The sequence below is a fragment of the Halobacteriovorax sp. HLS genome (assembly GCF_004006665.1).
Taxonomy (GTDB): Bacteria; Bdellovibrionota; Bacteriovoracia; order Bacteriovoracales; family Bacteriovoracaceae; genus Halobacteriovorax.
This window is the reverse complement of record NZ_QOCL01000009.1, coordinates 248,529-274,825: the sequence shown is the minus strand read 5'-3', so window position 1 is coordinate 274,825 and position 26,297 is coordinate 248,529. Positions and strand designations below refer to the sequence as shown.

The window sequence follows — 26,297 nt, the reverse complement described above, 5'->3', positions numbered from 1 at the left end:
CATGTTTGAAAAACTCTTTGAAAATGATCAATGCCTTATTATTAATAAACCCCATGGGGTCAGTGTACACAATGCTGAAGATAAAAATGTCATCGATTTTTTTAAAGAAAAAGGCCTCAACTATACTCCTGTACACCGTATTGATAAAGAAACAAGTGGAATACTCATACTGGCAAAAGACACTAAGTATATTGATAAATTATCTATTGCTCTGAAAAGCTCAAAGAAGACATACCTAACAATCTGTAGAGCGCAATTGAAAGAGGAAAGTGGTATTTGGAATTTTCCAATTACTAATAAGGCCGAGGGGAGCAAAAAAGTAGATGGAATAAAGAAAGATCGTGTTAATGCTATAAGTTCCTGGGTCCTTTTAGCAAAAAATCCTTATTTTTCATTACTAGAAGTCACAATCGAAACCGGTAGAACACATCAAATAAGAAAGCACTGTGCTTTAGCAAGACATGCCATAATTGGTGATAATAGATATGGTGATAAAGCGTTTAATAAGAAAATCTCAAAACTCTATGCAGTTTCAAGAATGGCCCTACATGCTCACAAGCTTTCCATCATAATAGACGGCAATCCATTAAATATCCTTTGTGAAGCTCCAACAGAATTTAATAAACTAGTAGAGTATAATTATGGTCATTAAGTACAAAGATTTTACAATAAAGGTCAAAGCTCAATCGACGGTAAAAGAGCTTATCTTAAGGGATTTTAATAGTAAGTTTTCTCTCGAGTTAAGTTCTTCTAGTCTCCTCACTCTTATTAAAGAAAGAAAAGTTTATATTTTTAATCGTTCTATTTCTAATATTGATCACCCCGTTAAAGCAGGTGATCTTATTAAAATATCTCTGAACAAAAGAGATATTAGAGAGAATTCTAAACAAATAGTACCTCAAGTTTATTTGAAACAAGCAGATATACTCTTTGAAGACTCCTCTATTATAGTTGTAAGAAAGCCAAGTGGAGTCTCTTCAAATGCAACTATAAATTCTTCTCAAGATCATATGCTAGAGGCCCTTAAGAGATTTAAGCCAAATGTAAAGTATATCTCTCTTCATCATAGGCTTGATCTCGAAACTAGTGGACTTCTACTTTTTTGTACCAAGAAATCTTTGAATAAATCTATAAGTGATCTTTTTGAGAATCATAAGATTGTAAAAACCTACTATGCAATTGTAAAAGACGAAGATCAGCGCCTAGACGAAAAGTTCACTATTAATAACCTTCTCGCAAAAGATAAATCAAACAAGATGAAGATGTGCAACGTGAAAAAAGATGGAAAAAAGGCCACGACGAAGTTTGAACTAATAAAAAGAGATGGTGACTTTGCACTCTTAAAAGTAACTCCGAAAACAGGAAGAATGCATCAGATTAGAGTACATCTCAGTGAATATGGTTTTCCTATTGTGGGTGACACTATTTATGGAAATAGTACTGATGCTAAGAGAACATTATTACATGCCTATTCTCTTGAGTTTAATCATCCATTAACTAAAGAGTATATAAAAGTAGAGAGTCCTCTTGCTGAGGATTTCTTTCTTAGAGACGACTAAGCTCTACAGCGATCAAGCTCGCCACCCTTGCATTATTTAAGACAAGCTCTATATTAGAGTCTAAGCTCTTTCCTTTAGTTAGTTCACTAATTCTTTTTAAGAGAAATGGTGTCGACTCTTTTCCAACTATTTCCTTCTCGTTCATCTCTTTTATTGCATCATTTATCACAGCATCTATCTGTGACTTATCATAAGAAAACTCTGCAGGCACTGGGTTTCCGATGACAACTCCTCCCTTAAGGCCTAAATCCCATTTTACTTTTAGAAAATCTGCTATTTCCTTTTCATTATTCATTTTAAAATTAACTTTAAAATCACTTTCTCTGCTGTAAAATGCAGGCAGTTGTTCAACATTATTTCCAAGAACTGGAACCCCATAAGTTTCTAAATACTCAAGAGTTAGACCAATATCTAAAATAGATTTTATTCCCGCACAAATAACCGCCACATTGGTCTTGCCTAATTCTTGAAGGTCTGCAGAAATATCAAAGGTTTGACTAGCTCCGCGATGAACACCACCTATTCCACCTGTAGCAAATACCTTTATTCCAGCTAGTGAACTAATAAACATTGTGGCCGCTACGGTGGTGGCCCCTGTCTTCATAGAAGATACAACATAGGGAATATCTCTTCTTGAAGTTTTATGAACTTTCTGTCCCTCTTTAGCTAAGAGCTCGAGCTCACTATGATCTAATCCTATTTTTAACTTACCTTTAATAATAGCTATTGTAGCAGGAACAGCGCCATTGGCCCTAACAATCCCCTCTACCTTCTTAGCTGTTTCCAAATTCTTTGGGTAGGACATGCCATGAGAGATAATAGTTGACTCAAGAGCAACCACTGGAATTGCATTTAAAAGAGCATGCTCAACATCTTCGCTGAAAGTAATATAATTTGAAAGTTCGTTATTCATTTATTAAAATCCTGTCTAATCTGTTCAATAATTAAACTATAATTGCTAATCATTTTGAAGTAAAATGCAGCGAGGAGAATATATGAAAAAAGAAATTTTAATAGTTGCTGCAAGCGATGGAAATAATTTGAAGTTAGCAAATACTCTCTTAGATGTTTCTAAGGATTACGATGCAAACTTCGAAGTTCTTAAGTTATCTGACTTTAACTTACCAATCTATACCAGCTCAGAAGAAAAGAATGGAACACCTAAAGATGCTATCGCTCTAACAGACAAATTCATGAAGGCCGATGGATTTATCGTAATTGCGCCTGAATACAATGGCTCAGTTCCTCCTATTCTAATCAACTCTATTTCATGGATAAGTAGGTCTGGAAATGATAACTGGAGAGATGCTTTTAATTCTAAACCAGTTGTCCTCGCTACACATAGTGGAGGCGGAGGTCAGCATGTACTGATGGCCATGCAAGAGCAGTTCTCCTTTATAGGATGTACTATTATTGGAAGAAAGCTCCATACCCATTACCAGAAACAACTTAACTTTGACTCGGCCAAGGCCACTATTGAGCAATTAGTTAGACTGGCCAAGGCATAAGTAGTTGTAATAAAAAGGTAACGTCTAGATTTTAGACACCCTCCCCTGTAAGCATTTCAATCGTCTTATATCAAATTCATATTTACTCTAAACTAAATAAAACTATTTTTAATTTGGAGTAAATATGAAAAAGACCATTACTGCCCTCGCAGTTCTAGCTTGTGCAAATACCTTTGCCCTCACAGTTGACTTAGAAGTCTCAGTTTTTCAAAAGATCCTTTTTGAAAAAACGAATAGCACTACTTTGTCTAAAATTCATTCTTCGGCAGAGACGAAAGTTAAGGGTGTTGTTAAAGAAGGCGACCAAGTTGCTAATATTAGTGAGTCACAACCTGCCGAGTATAATCGTGATAAAAATATGTTACTTATTATAAAAGATAAACATTCTCTTCAACTCATTGATACGGAAGATGGAATCAATGAAGTTGTTACGGCCAAAATTGATAAGTCGTGGGGAAAGATTAAGAAAATAGAAATCGAAAGTGATATTTATAAAGCACTATATAATAAACAATTAGAAGCACTTGGTGGTGCAATCTTTGGTAACTTTGGAATTGCACAAGATAATGTTGCCTTTAGCTTTGGACTTGATCTTTCTAACTTTGAATGTGCTAAAGAGTATGATGGTCTAGTCGAATGCTACCAAACTCTTACTTTTAAAATGACTGGTTCTGACGAAGTTGAAAATGAAAGATCAACTCAGTTAAAAAAGCAAAAACAAACTGAGGCGCTAGATGAAGCATCTAAAGAACTAAATAGCTATATCGGAAATTTAGAATATAGAACATCGTATGATATTCAAAGTTACATTTCGATCTTAAAAGAAGTTAAAGTGAAGATTGATATTGCGGCCGATAATTCAACTAATAGTTCAATAGAGTCAGAGTTAAGAAATTTATCAAGAAATATCTATTCAGAGATTCTAGATTCTTTAACTTACTCGACAGCTAAGGGTCAATATATCGAGCAAATGTTTGAAGACTATAGTGCAAAATTAAAAAAAATCAGAGTAAAGTTATAATGCTAGATTGGTGAGCTCTTCTAAGGAGCTCACTTTTTCATGTTCAAAGAAATCACAGTACGCGTGTAGAAAATGAAGAGGGTCACTTTTCAACCTATCTACAACTCCTTCATCTCCTTTAGACTTCGACATTTTTCGCTTTCCACATAGTACAAGTTTATGATGATAGAACTTATCCTCAGAAGGAAATTTTTGAGCAAGTGATTTAGCAATTGCAATCTGAATTGCTGAAGAACTTAGTAAATCCTCACCTCTTACAAAGTGAGTTGTCTTCATTTCTAAATCTTCGCAAACACTCATCCACTGATAAGATGAAAGACCGTCCTTTCTCCACAACACTGCATCACCTATTTCTTCACGCAAATGAACAGAGCTTTCACGAAATTGAACCTTAATATCTGGGCAAGAGTACCTGATTACATTCTTCATATTTTCGAATTGAATTGCCAATGGTCTGCATTTACCAGAATAGATACCTAAAGAACTTGAGGCAAAAACCTCTTTTCGAGAGCAGGCACAAGTAAACTTATCACCAAGAAGCTCTAGTTTTGAGAAATAGAAATCACTTTTTTTAGTCTGAGTAAATTTTGAATAAAACTCATCTACCGAACTCGGTCCATAATCAATCGGAATTTTAAGAGCACTTAAGGCAGATAATATTTCACCAACAAACTCAGGCCTACACCTTGGTCCATCGTGATCATCTATTCTTAGATAAAGCTTCGCTCCGACTGTCTTGGCCAAACGGTAAGTATGAATGAAGTTTAAAATATTGCCTAAGTGTAAATGGCCATTAGGTGTTGGCGCAATACGAGTGATATTCATTTAACTCTCCAACTTTAAGACCCATCTATAGATTCTCATCAGAAAGCCCAGATAAGCCATTGTAATTCCATCTCTTGCTTTATCATTCTTCAATTATATCACTAGAATTTTAACAAAATTTTAGATAATTTAACATCAATGAATTATCAGTCAATTCCTCCAATTATCCTAGCAACAATTGCTCTATATGTTGGAATATATCACTACTTTCTCTTTTCCGGAGTTGTCTCCCACAAGAGAGAAAAAATCTTTACCCTACTTTGTATTTTTGTAGGTTTTTACGATATCTCATGTGCACTTCTTTATAACTCTAATGATATTGCAACCTCTCATCTTATACAAACCTATCAACTGCCATTTATTGCTATAGTTTGTTGCCTCATATTTATTTATGTAGATCAATTCTACCTAAGAGTTCCACGTTTTTTTAAAAATTTGACTATAGCAACAGCAGCCTTTGCTATCTTTGCATCATTCTTTGCCAGTAATGACTTATTTTGGGACACAAAGAACTCTAGACTCTTTGAAGTGAATGTCTTTGATTTATTTACATACTCTGTACTTGAAGTTTCACCTGGGCCAATTCTTAAAGTTCTAACAATAATTATTTTCTTTTACTTCAGCGTCCTCTACTACTTCTGTATCAAGAAATACCTAAAGCAGAAAACTCGATATAATTCACTTTTCTTATTCTCACTTACTATTTTCACAGTAACATTAATTAATGATTCACTGCTTGGGTCTTTCCATCTCTATAAGTTTATCTATCTTATCGAATATGGATTTGTTGCAATTATCGTTTTCAGTGCCTATTTAAACTCACAAAAGCTAGTTGATATTGACTTTCTTAGGAATCTAAATACAAAGCTTAAAAAAGAAATAGCAGAGCGAATCAAAGCGGAGCAAGAGGCCGAGATTTTCCAAGAGAAAATGATAAGCTCGAGCAAGTGGATTACAATTGGAGAGATGGCCGGAGGTATAGCCCACGAAATAAATAACCCTCTAATGGTAATAAAAGGTAATGCCCAAATCATAAGAAAGAAATATTCTTCAGAACCAATAAAAGGACATTTAGAAAAGATAGAAAAGACTGTTGATCGAATTCATCAAATCATCTTGGCCCTTAAGAGGGTCTCTAGAGATTCTAAACTTGATCCTTTTAAAAAGGTTAATTTATTAGAGCTTATAAATGACTCCGTTTCACTCTGTAGTGATAAATTAAACTACCAACGCATAGAGATTGAGATCAATTGTAGCGATGATATATTTATTGATTGCCACTACACAGAATTATCCCAAGTTTTTTTAAATTTCATAAATAACTCGATTGATGCAATAGAAGAGAATAATGAAAATTCATTAAAGAAAATTATGATTTGCGCAACCTCTGTTCATGGTTTTGTAAAAATTCAAATTTCTGATACTGGCGCGGGAATGAGTCCAATAACTATGGATCGTCTTTTTGAACCCTTTTACACTACTAAAGAAGTTGGCAAGGGTACCGGGTTAGGAATGAGTATAACAAAAGAAATTATCGAAATTCATCATGGCTCAGTCTTTATTGATCGCCAAAGTAAGCTAACACAATTCGTGATTTCCCTTCCCATCAATCAAGATACTTAAGGGCAATATTTACCTTAGGCAAATCATTCAATAATTCAATTTCTCGCCATCCTGCTTTTTTACTATTATACTCAAGCAATGAAGAAGATACTCTTACTTGGAAGTTCAGGGTGGATTGCACACTATCTCATCCCTTCACTTCAAAAACATATAAGTGAATGCAATATTTTAGGTAGTAGAGTGACCAATACATCAGAGCATAGTATTGAAAACTTTATAGCAACTTCTAGTGACCTAGATATTATTGATCAAAAGATTAAAGTCTTTAATCCAGACATCATTATTAATATGACACGCGGTGAAGATGATGATGCTTTTACTATGCACAAGTATCTAATTGATAGATGCAAGAGTTCAAGCATCCATTATAATTACTTCTCTTCATTTAATGCATTGGATGCAAATATCTCGACAGAGCATTATGAAGACGAACTTCCAAACGCTCAAACCGACTACGGTCTATTCAAGGCCCGTTGCGAGGAAGAGCTCTTTGCAAATGGATCAAATTTTTCAATTTTTAGATTTGGTGCAACTCATGGTTGGGCCCCAAATTCAAAATCAAGAACCGAACTATTCTTAGAACATATGTTAAGCGGGGAATCCTTACCAATCGATGCTGGAGTTCTTCAAAATAGACTTGCAACGAATCACATGGCAGATATGATGGCAGCCGTTCTCAAAATGAAAGGAGAAGGTGTTTTCCACTTTGGTGCAGTTGATGGTTCGGAGGAAATTGATTTTCTTAGAGATTTAGCTGAGAGCTTTGGTTATCCGAGAGAGCAAGTAACTCTTGCTGGAACGAATCAGTGTAATGCTCTTATGATACCTGAAAGAACACTACAACTTATCGGTAAAGAGTATGAAAAGACAGAGGCGGATACAATCAAGGCCGTAAGGCATATGATCCGACTCTCTTCTTATATTCTATAAAACGCCATCCTTTATTTCATCAACTACTGATGGATCTAAAAGTGTTGATGTATCACCAAAATTATCAAATTCATGAGAAGCAATTTTTCTTAAAATTCTTCTCATAATTTTTCCGGACCTAGTTTTTGGAAGCCCTTTTACTATTTGAATCTTATCTGGTTTTGCAATAGGTCCAATCATCTTATTCACAGTGGCGATAATTTCGGCCTTAATAGAGTCTTCACAATCATGACCAGTAACTACATAAGCGTATATCCCCTGCCCTTTTACATCATGAGGAAAACCTACTACTGCAGCTTCAATAACATCCGGGTGTTGATCAATTGCATCTTCAACTTCAGCAGTTCCTATTCTGTGTCCAGAAATATTTAGAACATCATCAACACGACCTGTAATTCTATAATTAGAAAATTGGTCTCTTTTACATCCATCACCTGTAAAGTACTTTCCAGGATACGCACTAAGATATGTTTGTTTAAATCTTTCCATATCTCCCCATATTCCTCTTAGCATTCCCGGCCATGGTCTATCTATACAAAGATTTCCTGATGCCTCGGTAGTCTCAATGACCTCACCTTCACTATTCATAAGAACGGGAGAAACACCTGGCAGAGGTTTTGTTGCAAAACACGGAATTGTCTTAGTTATTCCAGCAAGAGGTGAAATTAAAATTCCCCCTGTTTCGGTTTGCCACCAAGTATCCACTATTGGACATTTCTTTTTGCCAACCACTTCGTCATACCAGTGCCAAGCTTCTTCATTTATTGGCTCACCAACTGAACCAAGAACTTTAAGACTAGTTAGTGATTTATTCGTTACAAATTCATTTCCACAACCCATTAATGCTCTTATTGCTGTAGGAGCTGTGTAGAAATGTGTTATTTTATGTTTATCGACAATATCCCAAAACCTTCCAGCGTCAGGCCAAGTAGGGACACCTTCAAACATAGTCGTCGTCGCACCATTTAAAAGAGGTCCATAGGTAATATAAGTGTGACCTGTAATCCAACCAATATCCGCCGTACACCAGTAAGTATCTCCCTCATCAACTTGAAATACATTTGCAAATGTGTAGGCCGCCCATACCATATAGCCCGCAGTAGTGTGTAAAATTCCCTTTGGTTTTCCTGTTGAACCAGAAGTGTAAAGAATAAATAAAGGGTCTTCTGAAGACATAACTTCTGCCTCACATTCAGTGGAGCACTTAGCGTAGAGATCATGCCACCAGATATCTCTTCCTTCTTGCATAGAAACAGAACTTCCCACACGCTTATGAACCAACACCTTCTCAATAGAGCGACATTCTTTCATTTTAAGAGCTTCATCACTAATTTCTTTTAGAGGTATAATTTTATTTCCTCTAAATCCAGCATCGTTAGTAATTAGAACTTTACATTCGCAATCTTCAATTCTTCCTGCAAGGGCCAAGGCGGAAAAGCCTCCAAAAACAACTGAGTGAATGGCCCCTAGGCGAGCACATGCTAAGACGGAAATAAGTTGTTCTGGCACCATAGACATATAGATACAAACTCTATCGCCTTTTTTAACTCCTAGCTCTTTTAACATATTTGCTGTTTTACAAACAGCGGCGTGTAATTGAGCGTATGTGTATTTTACAGTTTCTTCTGAAGGATCATTTGGCTCAAACAGTAAGGCCACTTGATCGCTTCTCTTCTCAAGATGTCTATCTAGACAATTTTCAGTGATATTTAACTGAGCACCATCGAACCATTTTATATCTGCTTGTTCAATTGTTCCTGACTGTACTTCGTCCCACTTCTTAGTCCACTGAAAGTTGGTGGCCATCTGTGCCCAGAACTCTTGAGGGTTAGATTGTGCCATTGCATAGGCATTATTATACTCATCCATATTAGAAATTTTGAGATCCATTATATAGTCCTAGAATTTAGTTTATTTAAACTTATTTTACTTATAAAGAGTATGAAATGACAAAGAGTAAACTAAGAATTTAGCTCACTCTCAATAATATCTTCTAAAGAATGATGGTGAAACTTAATAGAAATATCCCCAAAACTAATTCTTAGTTCAGGATTGTGAGATTTCTTAGCTGCCTTCCAGTCAAACTCAATATGGGGATACTTATGTGAGAATTTCTCAAAGCTCATATTGATAACCGCCTCAGCATGTTCGAAACCTTCTGTATAATCACTGCCCGGTTTCGGAGATGGGAGTTCAAGAAGAGGTATCGTAATATTCTTATATATAAATGCCTCTTTCATTTTAAAAGTTGCAATAGGACGATTTGAAATCATCGCTTCATGTAGAAGCTTATTTTCTAGGGCAAGATCGCTTTTAAGCTCATCGTATCTTTCTTCGCTATCTACTCTATAGCAAAGGTGATCAATTTCAAGGGAACAAAGATCTATACCTTCACTTTCTAAATTATCTTCTAATTTATGAAGAAAGGACTCCATCAAGTCTTTTTTAAACATTATGCCGTTCTCATTATGAGGTGATAGCCAAATTGTGTCTTAACTATTCCTGAAGTCTCACCTACTTTTAAAGCAAACGCGGCTTGCTCAAATGGTTTAACCATCATTCCTTTAGAAAAACTTCCAAGGTCTCCACCACCTGAAGATGAAGCACACTGAGAAAAGTCTTTGGCCAATTCTTCAAATGGAGTTCCATCATTTAATTTTTTAATAAGATCTTGGGCCTCGTACTCTTGGTGAACTAGAATGTGCTTAGCTGAAATTGAACTCATATATATCTCTCACTTTAATCTGGTAAATTTAATAAAGGGCATCTTTTATTTAAGTAAGAAAATAATAGACGATCTGTATCATACTGCCAATAAACATCAGAGTTTTTCTTATACAAAATCTCTGAGTTTGTTATAGAACACTTTGCATTAAACTCATCAATGACAGTGGCCTTTCTTTTTAAGTACCAAGTCGGAGACATTCCCATCTGAAATCCGAAATCAATTAGTACACGCTGATAATTTAGAATTTCAACACCTCCAGCATTGCCGCGGATTATATCCTCATCAACACTAATGATTGCATTTGTTAACGATATAGGTAATGCAATTTCCTTATCAAATACAAGCTTATCCCCATTTACTAAAGTAACTACAACTTCTCTTTCAGATACTTCGTAAGTGAGCTGTGTAGCTCTAGGAAAGAAGTTAAACTCTCTGGCACCAGAAAATTCATTTGATGGTCCTTGTCCATAGGAATTAAAAACAAGAAAACGCCCACTTGATGTGAGAAGAAAGTTTCGATACTTCATTTCGTAAGTCTTTCTAGGAGAAATAGAAATATAGCACTCATTAGATTTAAAACTTCCTGTTTGAATTCTCATATTTTCAAAGAATTCAACATGGGAGTCACAAATTGAGCTCGCTAATGAAGATAATGGAAACAGAAGTAAAAAGATAAAAATTTTCATAACTTTATTGAACAATAAAACACTTGGACCTACAACAAAAAAGGCATACCTGTCTATTACGCTCAACTGTTCTAATATAATATGACATTCATTGTTCAATATTCAATAAAGGTTGATAATAGCTATGTATTAAAATTATCTCAATTGTTCAGGAGGAACATATGAAAAATCACCTGCTCTCGCTTGCATGTGCGATAGGTTTAGGACTTATCACAACAAGCTCTTTTGCTCACTCAAATTCAGCATCTATAGATAATCCAAGAACAGACTATGTCTCAATTAAATTTAAAGATTATAAATCAGGAATGCTTCTATTAAAGAAGCTAGATATTGATGTTACTGGTGTAGACGTAAAGAACTCAATTGCAGACATTTTTGCGACTGGGGAACAAATGAAACTCTTAGAGAAATCTAGTTCTACATTTATTTCTATCAAAACACAAAAGAAGATCACAAAGGTTGATACTGAATATAAATCTCCAAGTGAAATTGAAACGATTCTAAAGAACTTTGAAAGTACATATCCAGAAGTTGCTAAGGTTCACGTTATTGGAACTTCTGCAGAAGGAAGAAATATTTATGCGATGAAAATTTCTGACAATGTCGCTGATAGTGAAATAGAAGAATCATCAGTTCTTTTCAATAGCATGCACCATGCACGAGAAGTGATGTCACCAGAAGTAAGTTTAGATATTATTGAAACTTTACTTACCAAGTATTCAAGTGACTTAAAAATCCAAAACTATGTAGACTCTAACGAGATTTGGGTTGTTCCAATGCTAAATGTTGATGGAAATGCAAAGGTTTGGGCCGGAAGCAATATGTGGAGAAAGAACACAAATTACGGACACGGAGTTGATATTAACAGAAATTATCCTCACTTATGGGGAGCTTGCAATGGTTCATCCGGCTCAACATGGTCTAGTACTTATAGAGGACCAGAAGCTGGATCAGAACCTGAAACGCAAGCCCTTATGAATCTAGTAAAAGAAATCAGACCTGTATTTGATATTAGTTATCACGCATACAGTGAGCTTGTTATCTATCCTATGGGGTGTAAAGGACAAAGAACACACACTAAAGAGATCGTAGAAAAAATCGGAAAGCAAATGGGCGCAGCAGTTAACTACGCTCCAGGAACAGCCTGGGAACTTCTATACTCTGTAGATGGTTCTGATATTGATTGGATGTATAATGCTTACCAAGTTATTCCATACGTACTTGAAGTTAATAGTAGAAGAGAAGGTTTCCAACCAAGTTACTCTAAATGGAGAGACAAGACTGTTCAAAGAAATAGAGCAGCTTGGATGCTACTTCTTGATAGAATGAATGGAACGGGAGTTAAAGGTTTACTAGATGAAACTTTTGTTACTCCTCAAAGTTATGAAATAGAAGTAAAAAAAGAAGATGGAACTATTGTTCAAAATTATAGAGTGAATCCAAATGGATCATTTCATATTGTGCTCAATCCAGGGAGCTACACTTTCTCTTTGAAGAAAGGTAGATCTATAGTCTCTACAAAATCTCTAGCTCTTGAAAACCTAAGAGTAGATCTACAATTCTAATTACATAATTTAGAGAGCGTCCCCAGGGCGCTCTTTTTTTGCACTATCCTTAAATAAATACCTTTTTAAAAACAATAATACACGATGCGCAAGGCAGCGTTTATCTCCTAATATTAGTACCTTAACGATAGTCCTGGCCAGTTTTCCCCCTTGAAACTAGCTCCTTTAATAGTTTTAAGTTAATATGCCCGAAATATTTAGAAAGGATTTTTATGAACTCTCAACAGTTTAAAGAAACTATTTTACAAGGAATACCATCAGAACTTCCTCCTAAGAAAGAATATGATCAATCTATTAATCATGCTCCAAATAGAAAACAAATTTTAAATGAGAAAGAAAAGAAACTCGCTCTAAAGAATGCCTTACGCTACTTCGATACAAAGTTTCATAAAGAACTTGCTCCAGAATTTAGAGAAGAGCTTGAGACTTATGGAAGAATCTATATGTATCGGTTTCGTCCTGATTATAAAATTTTTGCACGAAGTATTGAGGACTATCCACATAAATCAAAGCAAGCGGCAGCGATTATGCTTATGCTTTCAAATAATTTAGATTACGCTGTTGCTCAACATCCCCATGAACTTATTACTTATGGTGGTAACGGTGCTGTCTTTAGTAACTGGGCCCAATACTTGCTAACGATGAAATATCTAGCAACTATGACAGATGAGCAAACACTGGCCCTTTACTCTGGACATCCGGCAGGTTTATTCCCTTCTCATAAAGACGCTCCTAGAGTTGTCGTAACAAACGGAATGATGATTCCAAATTACTCTAAACCAGATGATTGGGAAAAGTTTAATGCTCTTGGTGTTACTCAATATGGTCAGATGACGGCCGGATCATTTATGTATATTGGTCCACAAGGAATCGTTCACGGAACAACAATAACCGTCTTAAACGCTGGAAGAAAGATAAGTAATGGTAAGACCGACTTAGCTGGTAAACTCTTTGTTACAGCGGGGCTTGGTGGTATGAGTGGAGCTCAACCAAAGGCAGCTGTCATTGCAGGATGTATTGGGTTAGTAGCAGAAATTAATCCAATGGCCGTAAAGACGAGACACGAGCAAGGTTGGGTAGATGAAGTCTACGAAGACTTAGATAAACTAATACCAAGAGTAAAAGAGGCCAAGGAAAAGAAAGAAGTTGTTTCAATTGCCTATCAAGGTAATATCGTTAATCTATGGGAAAGATTAAATAGCGAAAATATCCATGTAGAGCTTGGTTCAGATCAAACTTCTCTACACAATCCTTGGGCCGGAGGATATTACCCAGCGGACCTCACCCTTGAAGAATCAAATGAACTCATGGCAAAAGATCCTGAGCTATTTAAAGAAAAAGTACAACAAACATTAAGAAGACATGTGAGTGCTGTAAATGAGCTAGCAGCGAAAGGAATGTACTTCTTTGATTATGGAAATGCTTTTCTACTTGAGGCATCAAGAGCGGGTGCGGATATCTTAAAAGAAGATGGAGAATTTAAATATCCTAGTTATGTTCAGGATATCATGGGACCGATGTGCTTTGATTATGGATTTGGACCTTTTAGATGGGTTTGTACTAGTTCACTTAGTGAAGATTTAGATACTACTGATTTAATCGCTAAAGATGTTCTTACAAAACTTATGAAAGAATCTCCAAAAGAGATTCAACAACAGATGAGTGATAATATTACTTGGATTGAAGGTGCGAGAGAAAATAAACTTGTAGTAGGCTCGCAAGCAAGAATACTCTATGCCGACAGTGACGGTAGAATTGAAATCGCACTGGCATTTAACAAGGCCATAAGAGATGGATTGATCAAAGCCCCAATAGTTCTAGGTAGAGATCATCACGATGTTTCGGGAACAGATTCACCGTATAGAGAAACTTCTAATATTTATGATGGTTCAAGCTTCACAGCAGATATGGCCGTTCAAAACTTTGTAGGCGACTCTTTTAGAGGGGCCACTTGGATTTCACTACACAATGGAGGTGGTGTTGGCTGGGGAGAAGTTGTGAATGGTGGATTTGGTATGGTTCTAGATGGCAGTGAAGATTGTGACCGTAGAATAAAATCAATGCTCTTTTGGGATGTTAATAACGGAATAAACAGAAGAAGCTGGGCAAGAAACGAAGGCGCAACTTTTGCGATAAAGAGAGCAATGGAAAAAGAGCCTCTTTTAAATGTTACAATTCCAAACCTTGTAGACGAAAACTTATTGTAAAAAGTTCCCCTAAAACCAAATCCATATGATTTTAGGGGAATTCTTCTATCACGATTGAGCGTTGAACTTTTCTAACATAGAGCTTCGTGAAAAAAACTTCGATTAAGAGAGACAAAGTTACCAGCATGAGCGACCTGGTGGGATAGGTCTTGCCCATGATCAATGACAGCTATGGCATATTCACAACTGGCACAAGTTAGTACTTCGATACCATTATAATAAAAACTTAGACCTCCTAGATCAGTAACCCAAGGACAACCAAAAGTGATAACTTCGAAGACTTGGCGAATTGTTATTCCTGCTCTTTGTGCTTCTTTTAAACAGTTCTCAGTAAGAATAACGTCTTCAAATAAATCACTCATTTTTAACCTCACGTTTGTTTTGCTGTTAAACCTAGTATGGAGTAAAATTGAGCAAGACTGAGCAAAAAAAACAACTTTTTACTCAATATGAGTAATATTTAATACTTATGATTCTTTTTTACACATTTAGCTATTTTCTAAAAGTTAAAAAAGTGCCACAACTATCTGTCATGGCAAATAATTACAGTAAGTTAAAAACCTAGTGAGTAAACTATAGTATTTTTTACTCATACCGAAGAGATGAATAGGAGATAAAAATGGAAGATATGAAAAGAGTTAATGTGCACATACCTATTAGTTACTACGAAAGTATTAATGAAAAGGGTCTAAAGTTAAGCGGTGTTATCAGAGAAGCACTTGAAGATCAGCTCAATCCCAACACAATTACACTCTCAGTTAGCCCTAAGACACATGAACTATATATGGACTTATTTAGCACTACCGATTGTGAAGACAAGGACTTTGAGCCTTACCTAAAAGAGGCCTTAACAAAGTTTGTAGGTGATTTGATAAAAAAAAGAAGTGATAAATTACTTACAATAAAGAAAGAATTAGAAAAATAATTTTAATAAAACTTTTTCTACTTTACGAATTGTATTGTCTAGAGCTCCAGGTTTTTCTTCAACATGGAAATCAGTTCTATAGACTTCCATATCTAGAATACGTCCATAATTTACAAAAGCTCCTTCTCCCCTATAGGAAGTTTGCCCCATAAAGTTAAAGCCAACGGCCACATCATCCTTTATCTCGCAACTAATTTGAGCGTCCTTAGCATTCTTAAACATATCAGTGAATCTATCTTTTTCGGTGTACTCTTCTTTGCAGCTTGCACAGTGAGAAGATACAGGAACACCTTTAGTTATTTTTTCAAATGGAAGAAAGCACTTTAATTCTTTAGTACCAGTAATGAGAATACCTTCTTCATTAATAACGATTTCTTTTACGTCTTCAGTCTTTTTCTTTTTACCTAAGTTAACAGAAAGAGTATTTTTTGAATACGCATGGATAGAAAGTATGAATGACATCAAAATGATTAGTAATCTCATATAGAGCTTATCGACGAAATTTACAGACAGATTAGCCTTAATTACTCAAAAGAAACCACAAGGTATTCACGATTTCCACCCTTCATTTCAATCTCAAAGGTGTCATTTTCAGATAAATTGACAACCCCATCACCAATTGGAGAAAAGACCGAAATAACTAAGACAACTTCACCATCAACTTCAATCATTGACCCACCAGCAGTCGGAGCGATGAAGTACTTTCTTATCTGATCATTAAACTCAATATCTACTAATGATCCAATGCCAACAGAAGCCGCTTTGTTAAGCTTCTCACCAGCTAGCTCTTCAATCATCTTCACATCCATTTCAAGCTCATCTACTCTTTTTTTCTGCGCCCCGGCCAAATAACCAGCTTCTATACTTCGAGTATCCCACTTACTTTCGGCCTTAAAGTCAGGCTCCTGAGTCAAGTTCTTAGCCGTTTCGTAGGCGGCCTTAGCTTTTTCTAACTCATCATTTAATTGCTTTATAAGTTTTTCAAGTATGAGAGATTTATTCATAAGCTTCCTAAAGTTTTCCAAATATAATAGTGATAAAGACTACGAAGACACCTACAGAGACGAGGGCCACATCTCTCGCTGTAACCATATCTTCGATACGATTAACAACTTCCATTTTAGAAGGACTTCTTTTCAATTCGCTTTGCAGTTTCTCACGTGTGATCTGTGTAAGAGACTTCTTATATGGTGCCTCTTTATAAAAAATAATTTTAAGAGCAAATAGGAACGTCAAAAAAAGCCAATAGAGATTATCCCATTCATATGGTGAGTAGAGATAGATTAAAATGAGAGGTAAGACTATAAGACAATTTAAGGCAGCAAAGAGCTTAAATTGTAACTTATAGTACAAAAATACTTTATTCATAGAAGACATTCTAATGATATTTATACAAAAACTCCACAAATTAAGAGAATCGGCACAATCTGAGTAAAATAAATGTAAAAGACCACTAATAAAGCATACATTGCACTCAAATAGGCTATAGTGAAGCCTATGAAGACTCTAAATATATCAGGATATTCATCGAGTGAAGAAAGGGCCAATACCTACTCCCATGGTTTAGGAATAGTTCTATCTCTAGTTGGTCTTATTTACTTAGTCTTTGTCTTTAACGACTTCTCTGATCACAAAAAAACATTTAGCTATATCATCTATACGCTGTCACTTCTGGCCCTTTATAGTGCTTCGACAATGTATCACTTTGTTAAAGATGAGTCTCTTAAACTAAGGTATAAGAAACTAGATCACATTTGTATCTATTATCTCATCGCAGGAAATTATACTCCCTTAATGCTAAACCATGTGCCAGGCTCTCTTGGCCTCTATATCACGTTAGGAGTGTGGGCAATCGCCCTATTTGGAACTTTTTATAAACTCTTTGCAAAAAAGCAAAATAAAATCATTTCTGTCTCAATCTACTTACTCATGGGATGGCTTGTAGTCTTATTCTGGCCAGATGTCTCTAAGTCTCTTTCTCAATCAGGACTAGATTTTCTTATTTATGGAGGAATCTTCTACACTGGAGGAGTGGTTTTCTATCTACTTAAGAAAGTTCCCTACACACATTCCATTTGGCATCTCTGTGTCTTAGCGGGAAGTGTTTGTCACTATATTGCTGTTATTACTGCCTAGATATCATCTTCGTATTAAAACATATTAATTGTAAAAATATAAGACAATTGCTAACACTGACTCACGTATTTCCAGAGTCTTAAACACGTCATATTCGGCATATATTTTGCTTATAATACTAGATATAACAAAGTGAGATAACCTTGAAACTTCTAGTATTGAAGAGGAAATTCGTCCTAGTTTTAGCAGTCCTGTTGGGAATGTCGACTCTTGCATTCTCTTCAGACTTAACACTAGATCAAGAAAAGCAAATCCTCATAGACCTAGACCTTAGAGCTCAAAAGAAATGGGAACCATTAGAAGAGTTTCAATCCAATCCCCTGTGGATAAAAGATCAATTAGAACTAGGTCTCTATGGGCCAATCTATGACAAAGGATGGCTTAATCCACGTGTCTCAAGACAGATCATACCAGACCTTACGAAGGGTTTCCTTGTTGTAGATAGAGTTGTTCTTGGTGAAAATATAATGACTCAAGTTGCATCAGTGAGTACAAATTTACTTTTAGGTTATTACTTTCCATATATTCAAGGTGGACCGATTTACGATAAAGTCTTTACTCGAATAAAGCATGCGCCAACTTATAAAGAGGCACTTGAAACTGAAATCTATAAAATACAAAAGTTTCCTTTTAACTACAATGAGTTTACAGAGTTAAGCGAGAATGAAGTTCATTCAACAGTAACCACAAATGGTTTCTTTACAAGACTATCTTTAGGACTGTTCGATATGATGGGACTCAACATTCCCTCACCTATAAACCTGGGTCCTAAAATAAAGTACCACTTAAAGAAGTCCATGAAAGTAAGTATCACTAAAGAGAGTGAAGATATTATCATTATTGCACTTGAAGATATAAATGAACATATGGCAGGAGCAGGTATTGGTCTTGGCGTTTACTTTGAAGAACTTATAAATCTACCTATCTCAATTGGCATTGATGGGCAAAATGGATACTCTCCAATTGTTGCAAATTTCAAAAAAACAACTCAAAAAATTAAATCCCTAGTATATAAAATTGATCTATCTAAAGAGCTAGGACTGAAGGCCTATCAAGATTTTTTAAATAGTGACCTAACAACGGTTCAAGATTTGAGTCTCGAGGAGCAATCTCCAGTTAAGGTTGATATTGTCAAAGAAGGAACTGTAGAAACCAAAGAGAGAAATTTTGCCATCAATTTAATTCTATACCGCAGTGGTGAGAGAAATATCACTGTTAATGGAAAGTATAATACCACTTTACCTGATGGTAAGAAGTACGATTACGACGAAGTCATTAGAAAGAGAGTTCTAGATCGCAAAGGCTTTAGCGGAGAAGAAAAAGATATTCTTACATTCTCCACAATCATTCCCAAGAGCACAAATCAAAACAATTTTGTTCTAGATACGCTTTATTACTATGAAGACACTAAAGCTAAAGGAGAAGAGCTTAACGAAGTTTCTCAAATAGTTAAACTACTTGGAATTCCAGCTGGTATACCAATGAGATTTGATGAAGATAGAAATTACGGCAAAATACAACTACAGGCAAAGATGCGTTTTACTTCTCAGGCCATTAGAAAAATCTTTGAATCTTCTTCAAATGAAAAATGGATATCACTGGCCTCGGCCCTTGGGCATAATGATCCTTACATATGGGAGTCTCCAAAAGAGAGAAATAATTATATTAATAAATACTATGTATCTAACTTTAAGAGAAATAACTTTCACTCTTCCAAAAATAAGCATCGATTATCAAAGTTAGAAAAAGAAAAGATTAAGTACTTAGAAAAAATAGAATTTGCCTTAAAAATAATGAATCGCTTTGAAGAGGTTCAAGCAACGAATAATGGTCTTGATAGAGCGAAGAAATTAGTAGAGTTACTGAATCACAAAAAGTTCGGACTCCCAATTCATAAATTCATGATCGATTTAGCAGGTCAAGACTTGATTATGGGACGCGGTCATATAAGAGGTAGAACTTTTTAGAAAACTTTTTCCCTAACTTTCCAATAATGTTTAACTTTCCTAGCAATAACAAATACTGGCCTTCTAAAAATGGGAGAGATCTGTACTATTTGTTGCGCAGATATAATATCGAACTTCTGCCCAGCGTTTTTTAAATGAGGTCTTACAAAATTATGAAAGAAGGCCCCTCTTTGGTCATCTCTTTCTAAGTAAAAGTACTCGCTTAGCGACTCGCCATCATAATCATAGTATTTAATTGCCAATCTCTCTCTACCTTTCTTGTCCTGATCAACCTCAAAAGTCATTGTGTCACACTTTAGAACATGAGCATCTTTGAGTTGCATCGCTTCACGTAACTTCGCATCTGGGTCAACAAGTGTTGCATCACAAGACTTGCAGATCTTGGCAGAGATATCATTTTCAATTCCACAGGTTTCACATATTTTAAAGCGAAAAAGAAAACCACATGGTATTACTTCTAGAGAGTGAGGATCTTCCACGGCCCCTTGACACTTTCTTCCATAGTGCTCAATCACATGACCTTCAGAATCTGCCTTACCCCAGAAAATATTTGCAAAGCCACACTCTGGACAAAGAACTTGAACGGCTTCACTATCAGAAACTGTTTTTTCATTTCCGACTTCAGGTGAAAAAAGATCATAACCTTGCCCAGTGTAATCCAATACCAAGCAGTCTTCTTTTCCTGGTGAGAGTCGCAAACCACGTCCAACAATTTGCTGATATAAACTCACTGATTCAGTCGGTCTTAGAACAGCAATAAGGTCTACGTGAGGAGCATCAAAGCCAGTCGTTAATACAGAAACATTAACGAGAAATTTCAACTCTCTTTTTTTAAATCTTTTAATGATATCATCACGCTCATCTTCAGGAGTATCCCCAGTGACTAGTTGAGAAATATCAATAGGAAGAAGTGAGAGTATTTCTTTGGCATGCCTAACCGAGGAAGTGAAAATCATCACCCCACTTCTCTCCTTAGCTTGAGAAATGATATGCCCTATAATTCCAGGTGTAACTCTTTTTTGATCTGAGAGAACCTCTTCGATATCAGTGACACTAAATGCACGATCACCAGAGTTTCTCTTCAAGCTTGAAAAATCATAACACGCTACAGGAGAATCAATTACAATAGGTGGTGTCAGATACTTATGTCTGATCATATAATTAAGAGGTAGTTCAAAAATGCATTTTTTAAAAAAACGTTCTTCTTCACTCTTAATCATTCCTCTATAATGAAAATTATAAATCCATCCTAACCCCAACCGATAAGGTGTTGCTGTTAAACCTAAGATACAAAGTTGCGAGTTCTCTTTATATAGCTTCGTAATAACTTGATGATATTGAGAGTCCTGCTCTAAAGAAACTCGATGACACTCATCGATAACAAGTAAGGAAAAATCCTCAAAGAAATTCTCTCTTGCTCTAGCAATAGATTGTATTGAACCAAAAATAACTTTATTCCCATGGTCCTTACGATTAAGCCCTGCCGAAAAAATCCCTGCTTCTAATTCATAGCTCTCATACTTAGCGTGATTTTGCTCTACTAACTCTTTAACGTGAGCAAGGACAAGAACCCTTCCTCGTGCTATCTTTGCAAGCTCTGCAATAACTAAACTCTTTCCCGCTCCAGTTGGAAGAACAAGGACGGCAGGGTCTCTCGTTACTTGAAAGTGCTTAATTACAGCTTTAACTGAATCTTTTTGATAAGGTCTGAGTTCGAACATAACTCATAATAGTATTTTTTAGTGAGAAAGACAAAGTGAACAAATGGCATTTGTTTTAAGCAATGGCACTTTGAACTTTAGAGGGAATAAGAAAAGTAAAAGTTGTTCCTTGACCTGGAGTAGAGGTTATTTCCATCTCACCTTCATGCCTAGTTATCACATTCTTAACTAATTTTAATCCTAGCCCTGTTCCCTTTTCTCCTTCGGATCCGAAGTCGGTGTGAGAATTTACTCCCCCAAGAATATCTTTTACAATATCTTCCTCCATTCCAACACCAGAGTCTGAAACAATAATTTTATAATGATTAGCATCTAATATTCCTGAGATTTTTATTTGTGAAGAGCTATTGGAAAATTTGATTGCATTGGAAAGTACATTTCTTATGCAAGTTTTCATCATCTTAGTTTCATGTAGAATATTTGCAGGTTCAACATCAATATCAAACTTTATATTCTTTGTTTCGGCCTGTTCGTAGACAAATTCGATTGCTTCTCTAATGGTTTTATCAATACACTTATTCTCTTTTAAAGTTCGACCATTTTGAAGTTCAGTAACCGCCCAATCAACAATATCTGCAAGAAGACCATCAAGGCGACTCACAGAAGAAACAATTGAGTTTTGATAATCAACAACTGCACTCATATCACCTTTTTGGGCCTGTATTCTACATCTTTCGGCCTTAGTCATTATAATAGTAAGTGGGTTACGTATATCGTGAGCAATGGCCGCAAGAATTTTATCTTTTGTATCATTAATTGTGTCTAATTCTTTTTTAGTATAGAACTCTACTCTTGCCCACTTATCTATTTTACATTTAAAAAATAATAAGAGGACTTCTATAGCAAATAGCATGAATATCATGTAGCGATGAACTTTCTCGCCATAAGTTAAAACAGGGTCTTGTAAAAGTGCAAAAGTAATAAGCAGAAAAACGGCACAAATATTTGTGGAGTGAACTCTACCAGGCAAGATCATATAGAAACTTCCTACCATCATCATAATTCCAGGAAGTAAAGTTAAGCTCGCCCCCTTAGTCCACCATGTCAGAAGAAAAATACTGATAGAAGAAAGTATCTTTAAAACATCAAGCCAAAGCTCCCAGTGCTTAGGTCGCTCAGTAACTTTTCTATAAATTAAAAAGAAAGAAATAGAGATTGCGAGAATGAACAGTCTCACTGCAAGCAATTCATATGCTCCTAGGATGTAGAATTTTCGTTGAAAATCACCAAAGACCCCAGCAAAGACAAAGAATAAACAACAAAAGAAATAAGTCAGAAACGTATAGTTTCTATTAGTTTCAAAAGTCTCTTCGAGATACTTCTTCTCAAGTTCAACAGACTTGAAGGTACCCCAGATATTATACTTATCTTGCATTTCAGTCATATCGGAATATTAGAAATGAAATGAAGGGTTTTCTCAACATTTTCATTACCTTGCGTAGTTCCATTTATTCTTAAGAAAGTATGGTTACAATATTGTAAAAGGAGTTTTCATGAAGATTTTTCTACTATGTTTATTCATATTTTCGGCCAAACTTGCAACAGCAAAGACTGACTATATTGTTAAGGTATCCAACCCACAAAATTTCATTCTATCAAAGAACTATGATGAACATCTATTTGGTCCCTACTTTGGAATTTCTAAAGAAAATTTATCCGCTTCAGACAAAAGTGATTTCGAAATAATTGAAGAAAATTTCGATGTCTCTATAGCAGAAGACTTTAGACCTGTTCAATGGGCATTAAATAATCTTGGAAACAATGAACCTAGACGCGGCGGAGGAAGGATTCCAATACCTGGAGTTGTTGGGGCTGACTTAAATATCATGCCTGTATGGGAACAAGGAATCTTTGGCTCTAAGAAAACAATCATAGCTGTTATTGATACAGGTGTGGACTATAAACACTTCGACTTAAAAGATAATATGCTCATTAATCTTGCTGAAAAAAATGGGAAAGATGGAATTGATGATGATGGTAATGGCTTTGTAGATGATATCTATGGCTACAATTTTTCAGACAATAACTCAGATCCAATGGATGAGAATAAGCATGGGACTCATGTTAGCGGGATAATTGGCGCCGCTCATAACTCAAACGGAGTTGATGGAGTAATGAAAAATGTATCTATCCTAGCTGTTAAATTTATGGACAAGAAAGGCCGTGGAGACATAGCTGGTGCAATCAAAGCTATTAACTACGCTCTTGTAAGAGGTGCTAAAATTTTGAATAACTCTTGGGGTGCTCTGAAGAAATCAGAAATTTTACAAGAGATTATAGAACAGGCCAATCAGTCTGGAGTAATCTTTGTTGCAGCAGCAGGAAATAGCTACGCAAATAACGACATCAACCCACGCTATCCAGCAAATCATGAATCTGAAAACCTTATCTCAGTTGCGGCGATTAACCCTGAAAACAGAATGACAGGATTTTCTTGTTATGGACCAAGAACCGTCCATGTTGCCGCACCAGGAAGAAATATCATTTCAACTGTTCCAAAGAATAAGTATATGGTTCTATCTGGAACTTCTATGTCTGCACCTTACGTTGCAGGTGCAATTGGGCTGCTTCTCACAAAGTATCCAAACCTTACTCCTCTACAAGTTAGAGAAAAGCTGATCTCCACTTCAACTCCTGTTGAACACCTGAATGGACGAATACAGGCCAATGGTCGCATTAATATTGCAGCGCTATTAGAATAATTAAAATAAGACGAGTGATGCATCTGCGCGTCACTCGTAGTTTCAAAGACTTGCACAAATGTCGCACTCCCCCACAAATCGTATAAATAATGGAAATTTCATGAATTATCTAGTAAAACACTAAGGTAATTACAAGGAAATATAACTTAATGAAAACAACGAAAGAATTTACACAGTACAATTTACAAGACGAGCTAGTAGCTGCACTTACAAACCATGGCTTTAAAGAAGCATCAGAAATCCAGAACCTCACAATTCCACCAATCCTCGAGAAGAAAGACATCTTCGCTCTAGCTGAAACAGGCTCAGGAAAGACTGGGGCATTTGCAATTCCAATTATGGAAAGACTCTTAGAAGAGCACGCATTAGAGAATCCAAAACAACAAGTCGTAATCCTAAGCCCAACAAGAGAGCTTGCTCAACAAACGAATAAGTTCTTTGCTCAAGTTGGTAAAGATATCGGTGTTAAAACAGCATGTATTATTGGTGGTGAGAGAATTGAAGCACAAATTGAAGAAATTCAAAAAGGTGTTCATGTTCTTGTGGCGACACCAGGAAGACTCAATGACCTTACTAAGCAAAAACAAGTTGATCTTTCAAATTGCTTTGCTGTCGTATTTGATGAAGCAGACAGACTCTTTGATATGGGGTTCAAAAAGGACATCGAGTTTATCCTTAAAGGAATTCCAAAAGAGAGACAATTAATCATGGTTTCGGCGACAACGAATATGGATGTTCTAAACACAGCATTCAAATATGGTTCTCACCCAGTAGAAATCAAATTAAATGCAGACTCAATGTTAGTAGATAATATCGATCACAAAATTGCGATGATTGATAAGAATGAAAAGATGCCACTACTTGTTAAGCAACTTAGAGATCACGAAGATGCATATGCAATTGTATTTTGTAACACTCAATTTCAAACTCACTTAGTAGCTGAGTGGTTAAAGAAGATGAACTTTAAGGCCAAGCCAATTTCAGGAAGAATGGCACAAAATAAAAGAACAAAATTAATGGAAGAATTCAGAGCAAAAGAAGTGACTATCTTAGTTTGTACTGATGTTGCTGCCCGTGGACTTGATGTTAAGGATGTCAATCTTGTTATAAACTATGACCTTCCAAATGAAGCCGCTAGTTATGTTCATAGAATTGGTAGAACAGGAAGGGCCGGAAAAGATGGTCATGCAATTAGTTTCTGTGCTTTTGAAGACTGTGAAAACCTAGACCCGATTTATGAATTCATTGGTAGTAAAATACCTAAGATGGATTTAGAAAATGATGACTTTGCTACAGATATCGCTCAAAAACCATACCTTGATGCGAAGACACTTATGGTGACTGAAAGAAGTGAGAGATTTTCTAAAGATAAAAAAGATTTTAAGAAAAAAGACTTTAAAGATAAAGACTCTAAGTCTGAATCTAGAAATGATATCAAACCAAAGACAAGTACTGTCCCATTTAGTTCAAAAGTTTTTAAAGATGATAGAAGATTCTTCTTTAACAAGGCCACTAGTGAGCAAGACTCTATAAAAGCGGCCCTTACTTACTTTGATATTAATGACGACCACCTACTAAATACAACTGTAGAGTCTGTTGGTGGAAAGAAATTCTTCTTCTTTGGACCAAGAGTTACAACTTACAAGCACTCTTTAAAGCCAATCTATAAGAAGATTCTAACTCCTTTTTTAATTAGTATAATTAAGAAAGCTCAACTAGAACTATTTGTTAAAGTATCTTTTAAAGATGGTCTTCTTAAAGTTTCTCTTTCAGGAAAAGACCTCGGTCTTGTACTACGTAAGAAGGCAGAACTACTTACAGCTTTTGAAACATTAATTAAGCAATTCTTATTACGTAAAGTTTATGTAAAAGATGAAGTTAAACTTTCAATTAAGTGCTTTAGTGAAGAACAACAAAAAGAATACAACGATAGAAATACAAGAGATAAAAAGAAGTCTGAAAAAGATATTTGTGCTCTTGTAGACAAAATGAAAAAGAAAGTAATCAGCTCTAAAGAAGCAGTTCTTTTAAAGAGCATGAATCCAGCAGAGAGAAGAATTGTTCACCAATACATAAGTGAAGATAAGAAATTCAAAACAAGCTCTGTTGGCGAGGGACGATTCAAACAAATTGAACTTAGTTTAAGCTAATAAAAAAGGCCTCTATTAGAGGCCTTTTTTTATATTTTAAATAT

25 protein-coding genes are annotated in these 26,297 nt (G+C 35.6%); 13 read left to right on the top strand and 12 right to left on the bottom strand.

Annotated features, from left to right (window positions below; all coding sequences use genetic code 11):
- The first annotated feature begins 1 nt into the window (after position 1).
- Together DPQ89_RS10860 and DPQ89_RS10855 are read left to right on the top strand one after the other, a co-directional pair.
- Entirely contained in the window at positions 2-652 is a 651-nt protein-coding gene (locus tag DPQ89_RS10860; RefSeq protein WP_127716964.1) for an RluA family pseudouridine synthase, read from the top strand.
- Positions 642-1,559 (top strand): RluA family pseudouridine synthase, encoded by a 918-nt coding sequence (locus tag DPQ89_RS10855; RefSeq protein WP_127716963.1) that lies wholly within the window; start codon positions 642-644, stop codon positions 1,557-1,559. Before DPQ89_RS10860 ends, DPQ89_RS10855 begins: the two co-directional genes overlap by 11 nt.
- Here DPQ89_RS10855 and DPQ89_RS10850 read toward each other — a convergent pair.
- The gene (locus DPQ89_RS10850) at positions 1,546-2,472 is read right to left on the bottom strand and encodes a pseudouridine-5'-phosphate glycosidase (RefSeq protein WP_127716962.1); all 927 of its coding nucleotides are present in this window, start codon (positions 2,470-2,472) and stop codon (positions 1,546-1,548) included. The genes DPQ89_RS10855 and DPQ89_RS10850 overlap by 14 nt on opposite strands.
- 82 nt (positions 2,473-2,554) lie before the next feature.
- On the opposite strand from DPQ89_RS10850, the gene DPQ89_RS10845 reads away from it, so the two are divergent.
- On the top strand, positions 2,555-3,067 hold the full coding sequence (locus DPQ89_RS10845; RefSeq protein ID WP_164848357.1) for an NADPH-dependent FMN reductase: 513 nt from the start codon (positions 2,555-2,557) through the stop codon (positions 3,065-3,067).
- Positions 3,068-3,191: 124 nt separating this feature from the next.
- A complete protein-coding gene (locus DPQ89_RS10840) occupies positions 3,192-4,088 on the top strand; it encodes a hypothetical protein (protein ID WP_127716960.1) in 897 nt (298 codons plus the stop codon).
- Here the strand turns inward: DPQ89_RS10840 and DPQ89_RS10835 are convergent.
- Entirely contained in the window at positions 4,083-4,913 is an 831-nt protein-coding gene (locus DPQ89_RS10835) for a glutamate--tRNA ligase family protein (RefSeq protein ID WP_127716959.1), read from the bottom strand. The two genes, DPQ89_RS10840 and DPQ89_RS10835, sit on opposite strands and share 6 nt — an antisense overlap.
- A gap of 138 nt (positions 4,914-5,051) precedes the next feature.
- Here DPQ89_RS10835 and DPQ89_RS10830 point away from each other — a divergent pair, with 138 nt between their 5' ends.
- Positions 5,052-6,536 carry a sensor histidine kinase gene (locus tag DPQ89_RS10830; RefSeq protein WP_127716958.1) on the top strand — a complete coding sequence of 495 codons (1,485 nt, stop codon included), beginning with the start codon at positions 5,052-5,054 and terminating at the stop codon, positions 6,534-6,536.
- Between the two features lie 78 nt (positions 6,537-6,614).
- Entirely contained in the window at positions 6,615-7,466 is an 852-nt protein-coding gene (locus DPQ89_RS10825; RefSeq protein ID WP_127716957.1) for an NAD(P)-dependent oxidoreductase, read from the top strand.
- Here DPQ89_RS10825 and acs read toward each other — a convergent pair.
- From acs to DPQ89_RS10805, 4 genes are all read right to left on the bottom strand, one after another.
- Entirely contained in the window at positions 7,461-9,356 is a 1,896-nt protein-coding gene (gene acs, locus DPQ89_RS10820; RefSeq protein WP_127716956.1) for an acetate--CoA ligase, read from the bottom strand. The two genes, DPQ89_RS10825 and acs, sit on opposite strands and share 6 nt — an antisense overlap.
- Before the next feature lie 71 nt (positions 9,357-9,427).
- On the bottom strand, positions 9,428-9,919 hold the full coding sequence (locus DPQ89_RS10815) for a VOC family protein (RefSeq protein WP_127716955.1): 492 nt from the start codon (positions 9,917-9,919) through the stop codon (positions 9,428-9,430).
- Positions 9,919-10,191, bottom strand: coding sequence for a peptidylprolyl isomerase (locus DPQ89_RS10810; RefSeq protein ID WP_127716954.1), 273 nt, complete (start codon positions 10,189-10,191; stop codon positions 9,919-9,921). Before DPQ89_RS10810 ends, DPQ89_RS10815 begins: the two co-directional genes overlap by 1 nt.
- Positions 10,192-10,205: 14 nt before the next feature.
- Positions 10,206-10,880, bottom strand: a complete 675-nt coding sequence (locus DPQ89_RS10805) for a hypothetical protein (RefSeq protein ID WP_127716953.1) — start codon at positions 10,878-10,880, stop codon at positions 10,206-10,208.
- Positions 10,881-11,041: 161 nt separating this feature from the next.
- On the opposite strand from DPQ89_RS10805, the gene DPQ89_RS10800 reads away from it, so the two are divergent.
- Positions 11,042-12,445 (top strand): M14 family metallopeptidase, encoded by a 1,404-nt coding sequence (locus DPQ89_RS10800; protein WP_127716952.1) that lies wholly within the window; start codon positions 11,042-11,044, stop codon positions 12,443-12,445.
- A 212-nt stretch (positions 12,446-12,657) separates the two neighbouring features.
- Positions 12,658-14,652, top strand: coding sequence for a urocanate hydratase (locus DPQ89_RS10795; protein WP_127716951.1), 1,995 nt, complete (start codon positions 12,658-12,660; stop codon positions 14,650-14,652).
- A 71-nt stretch (positions 14,653-14,723) separates the two neighbouring features.
- On the opposite strand, the gene DPQ89_RS10790 is transcribed toward DPQ89_RS10795, so the two are convergent.
- Positions 14,724-15,014 (bottom strand): hypothetical protein, encoded by a 291-nt coding sequence (locus DPQ89_RS10790; RefSeq protein WP_127716950.1) that lies wholly within the window; start codon positions 15,012-15,014, stop codon positions 14,724-14,726.
- Between the two features lie 257 nt (positions 15,015-15,271).
- On the opposite strand from DPQ89_RS10790, the gene DPQ89_RS10785 reads away from it, so the two are divergent.
- Positions 15,272-15,577, top strand: a complete 306-nt coding sequence (locus DPQ89_RS10785; RefSeq protein WP_127716949.1) for a hypothetical protein — start codon at positions 15,272-15,274, stop codon at positions 15,575-15,577.
- On the opposite strand, the gene DPQ89_RS10780 is transcribed toward DPQ89_RS10785, so the two are convergent.
- The 3 genes from DPQ89_RS10780 to DPQ89_RS10770 are packed head-to-tail and all read right to left on the bottom strand — an operon-like array spanning position 15,566 to position 16,945.
- Positions 15,566-16,060 carry a hypothetical protein gene (locus tag DPQ89_RS10780; RefSeq protein ID WP_127716948.1) on the bottom strand — a complete coding sequence of 165 codons (495 nt, stop codon included), beginning with the start codon at positions 16,058-16,060 and terminating at the stop codon, positions 15,566-15,568. The two genes, DPQ89_RS10785 and DPQ89_RS10780, sit on opposite strands and share 12 nt — an antisense overlap.
- Before the next feature lie 41 nt (positions 16,061-16,101).
- Positions 16,102-16,581: a GreA/GreB family elongation factor gene (locus DPQ89_RS10775; protein ID WP_127716947.1), complete on the bottom strand. Its 480-nt coding sequence runs from the start codon at positions 16,579-16,581 to the stop codon at positions 16,102-16,104.
- A gap of 7 nt (positions 16,582-16,588) precedes the next feature.
- Positions 16,589-16,945, bottom strand: a complete 357-nt coding sequence (locus tag DPQ89_RS10770; protein ID WP_127716946.1) for a hypothetical protein — start codon at positions 16,943-16,945, stop codon at positions 16,589-16,591.
- A 129-nt stretch (positions 16,946-17,074) separates the two neighbouring features.
- On the opposite strand from DPQ89_RS10770, the gene DPQ89_RS10765 reads away from it, so the two are divergent.
- Together DPQ89_RS10765 and DPQ89_RS10760 are read left to right on the top strand one after the other, a co-directional pair.
- A complete protein-coding gene (locus DPQ89_RS10765) occupies positions 17,075-17,713 on the top strand; it encodes a hemolysin III family protein (protein ID WP_127716945.1) in 639 nt (212 codons plus the stop codon).
- A 200-nt stretch (positions 17,714-17,913) separates the two neighbouring features.
- The gene (locus DPQ89_RS10760) at positions 17,914-19,680 is read left to right on the top strand and encodes a hypothetical protein (protein ID WP_127716944.1); all 1,767 of its coding nucleotides are present in this window, start codon (positions 17,914-17,916) and stop codon (positions 19,678-19,680) included.
- Here DPQ89_RS10760 and DPQ89_RS10755 read toward each other — a convergent pair.
- Together DPQ89_RS10755 and DPQ89_RS10750 are read right to left on the bottom strand one after the other, a co-directional pair.
- Positions 19,677-21,401 carry a DEAD/DEAH box helicase gene (locus tag DPQ89_RS10755; protein WP_127716943.1) on the bottom strand — a complete coding sequence of 575 codons (1,725 nt, stop codon included), beginning with the start codon at positions 21,399-21,401 and terminating at the stop codon, positions 19,677-19,679. The genes DPQ89_RS10760 and DPQ89_RS10755 overlap by 4 nt on opposite strands.
- Positions 21,402-21,456: 55 nt before the next feature.
- Positions 21,457-22,776: a sensor histidine kinase KdpD gene (locus DPQ89_RS10750; protein ID WP_164848356.1), complete on the bottom strand. Its 1,320-nt coding sequence runs from the start codon at positions 22,774-22,776 to the stop codon at positions 21,457-21,459.
- A gap of 118 nt (positions 22,777-22,894) precedes the next feature.
- Here DPQ89_RS10750 and DPQ89_RS10745 point away from each other — a divergent pair, with 118 nt between their 5' ends.
- Together DPQ89_RS10745 and DPQ89_RS10740 are read left to right on the top strand one after the other, a co-directional pair.
- Positions 22,895-24,103 (top strand): S8 family peptidase, encoded by a 1,209-nt coding sequence (locus DPQ89_RS10745; protein WP_127716941.1) that lies wholly within the window; start codon positions 22,895-22,897, stop codon positions 24,101-24,103.
- 149 nt (positions 24,104-24,252) lie between these two features.
- Complete coding sequence (locus DPQ89_RS10740) at positions 24,253-26,253, top strand: DEAD/DEAH box helicase (protein WP_127716940.1); 2,001 nt, start codon at positions 24,253-24,255, stop codon at positions 26,251-26,253.
- The last annotated feature ends 44 nt before the right edge of the window (positions 26,254-26,297 follow it).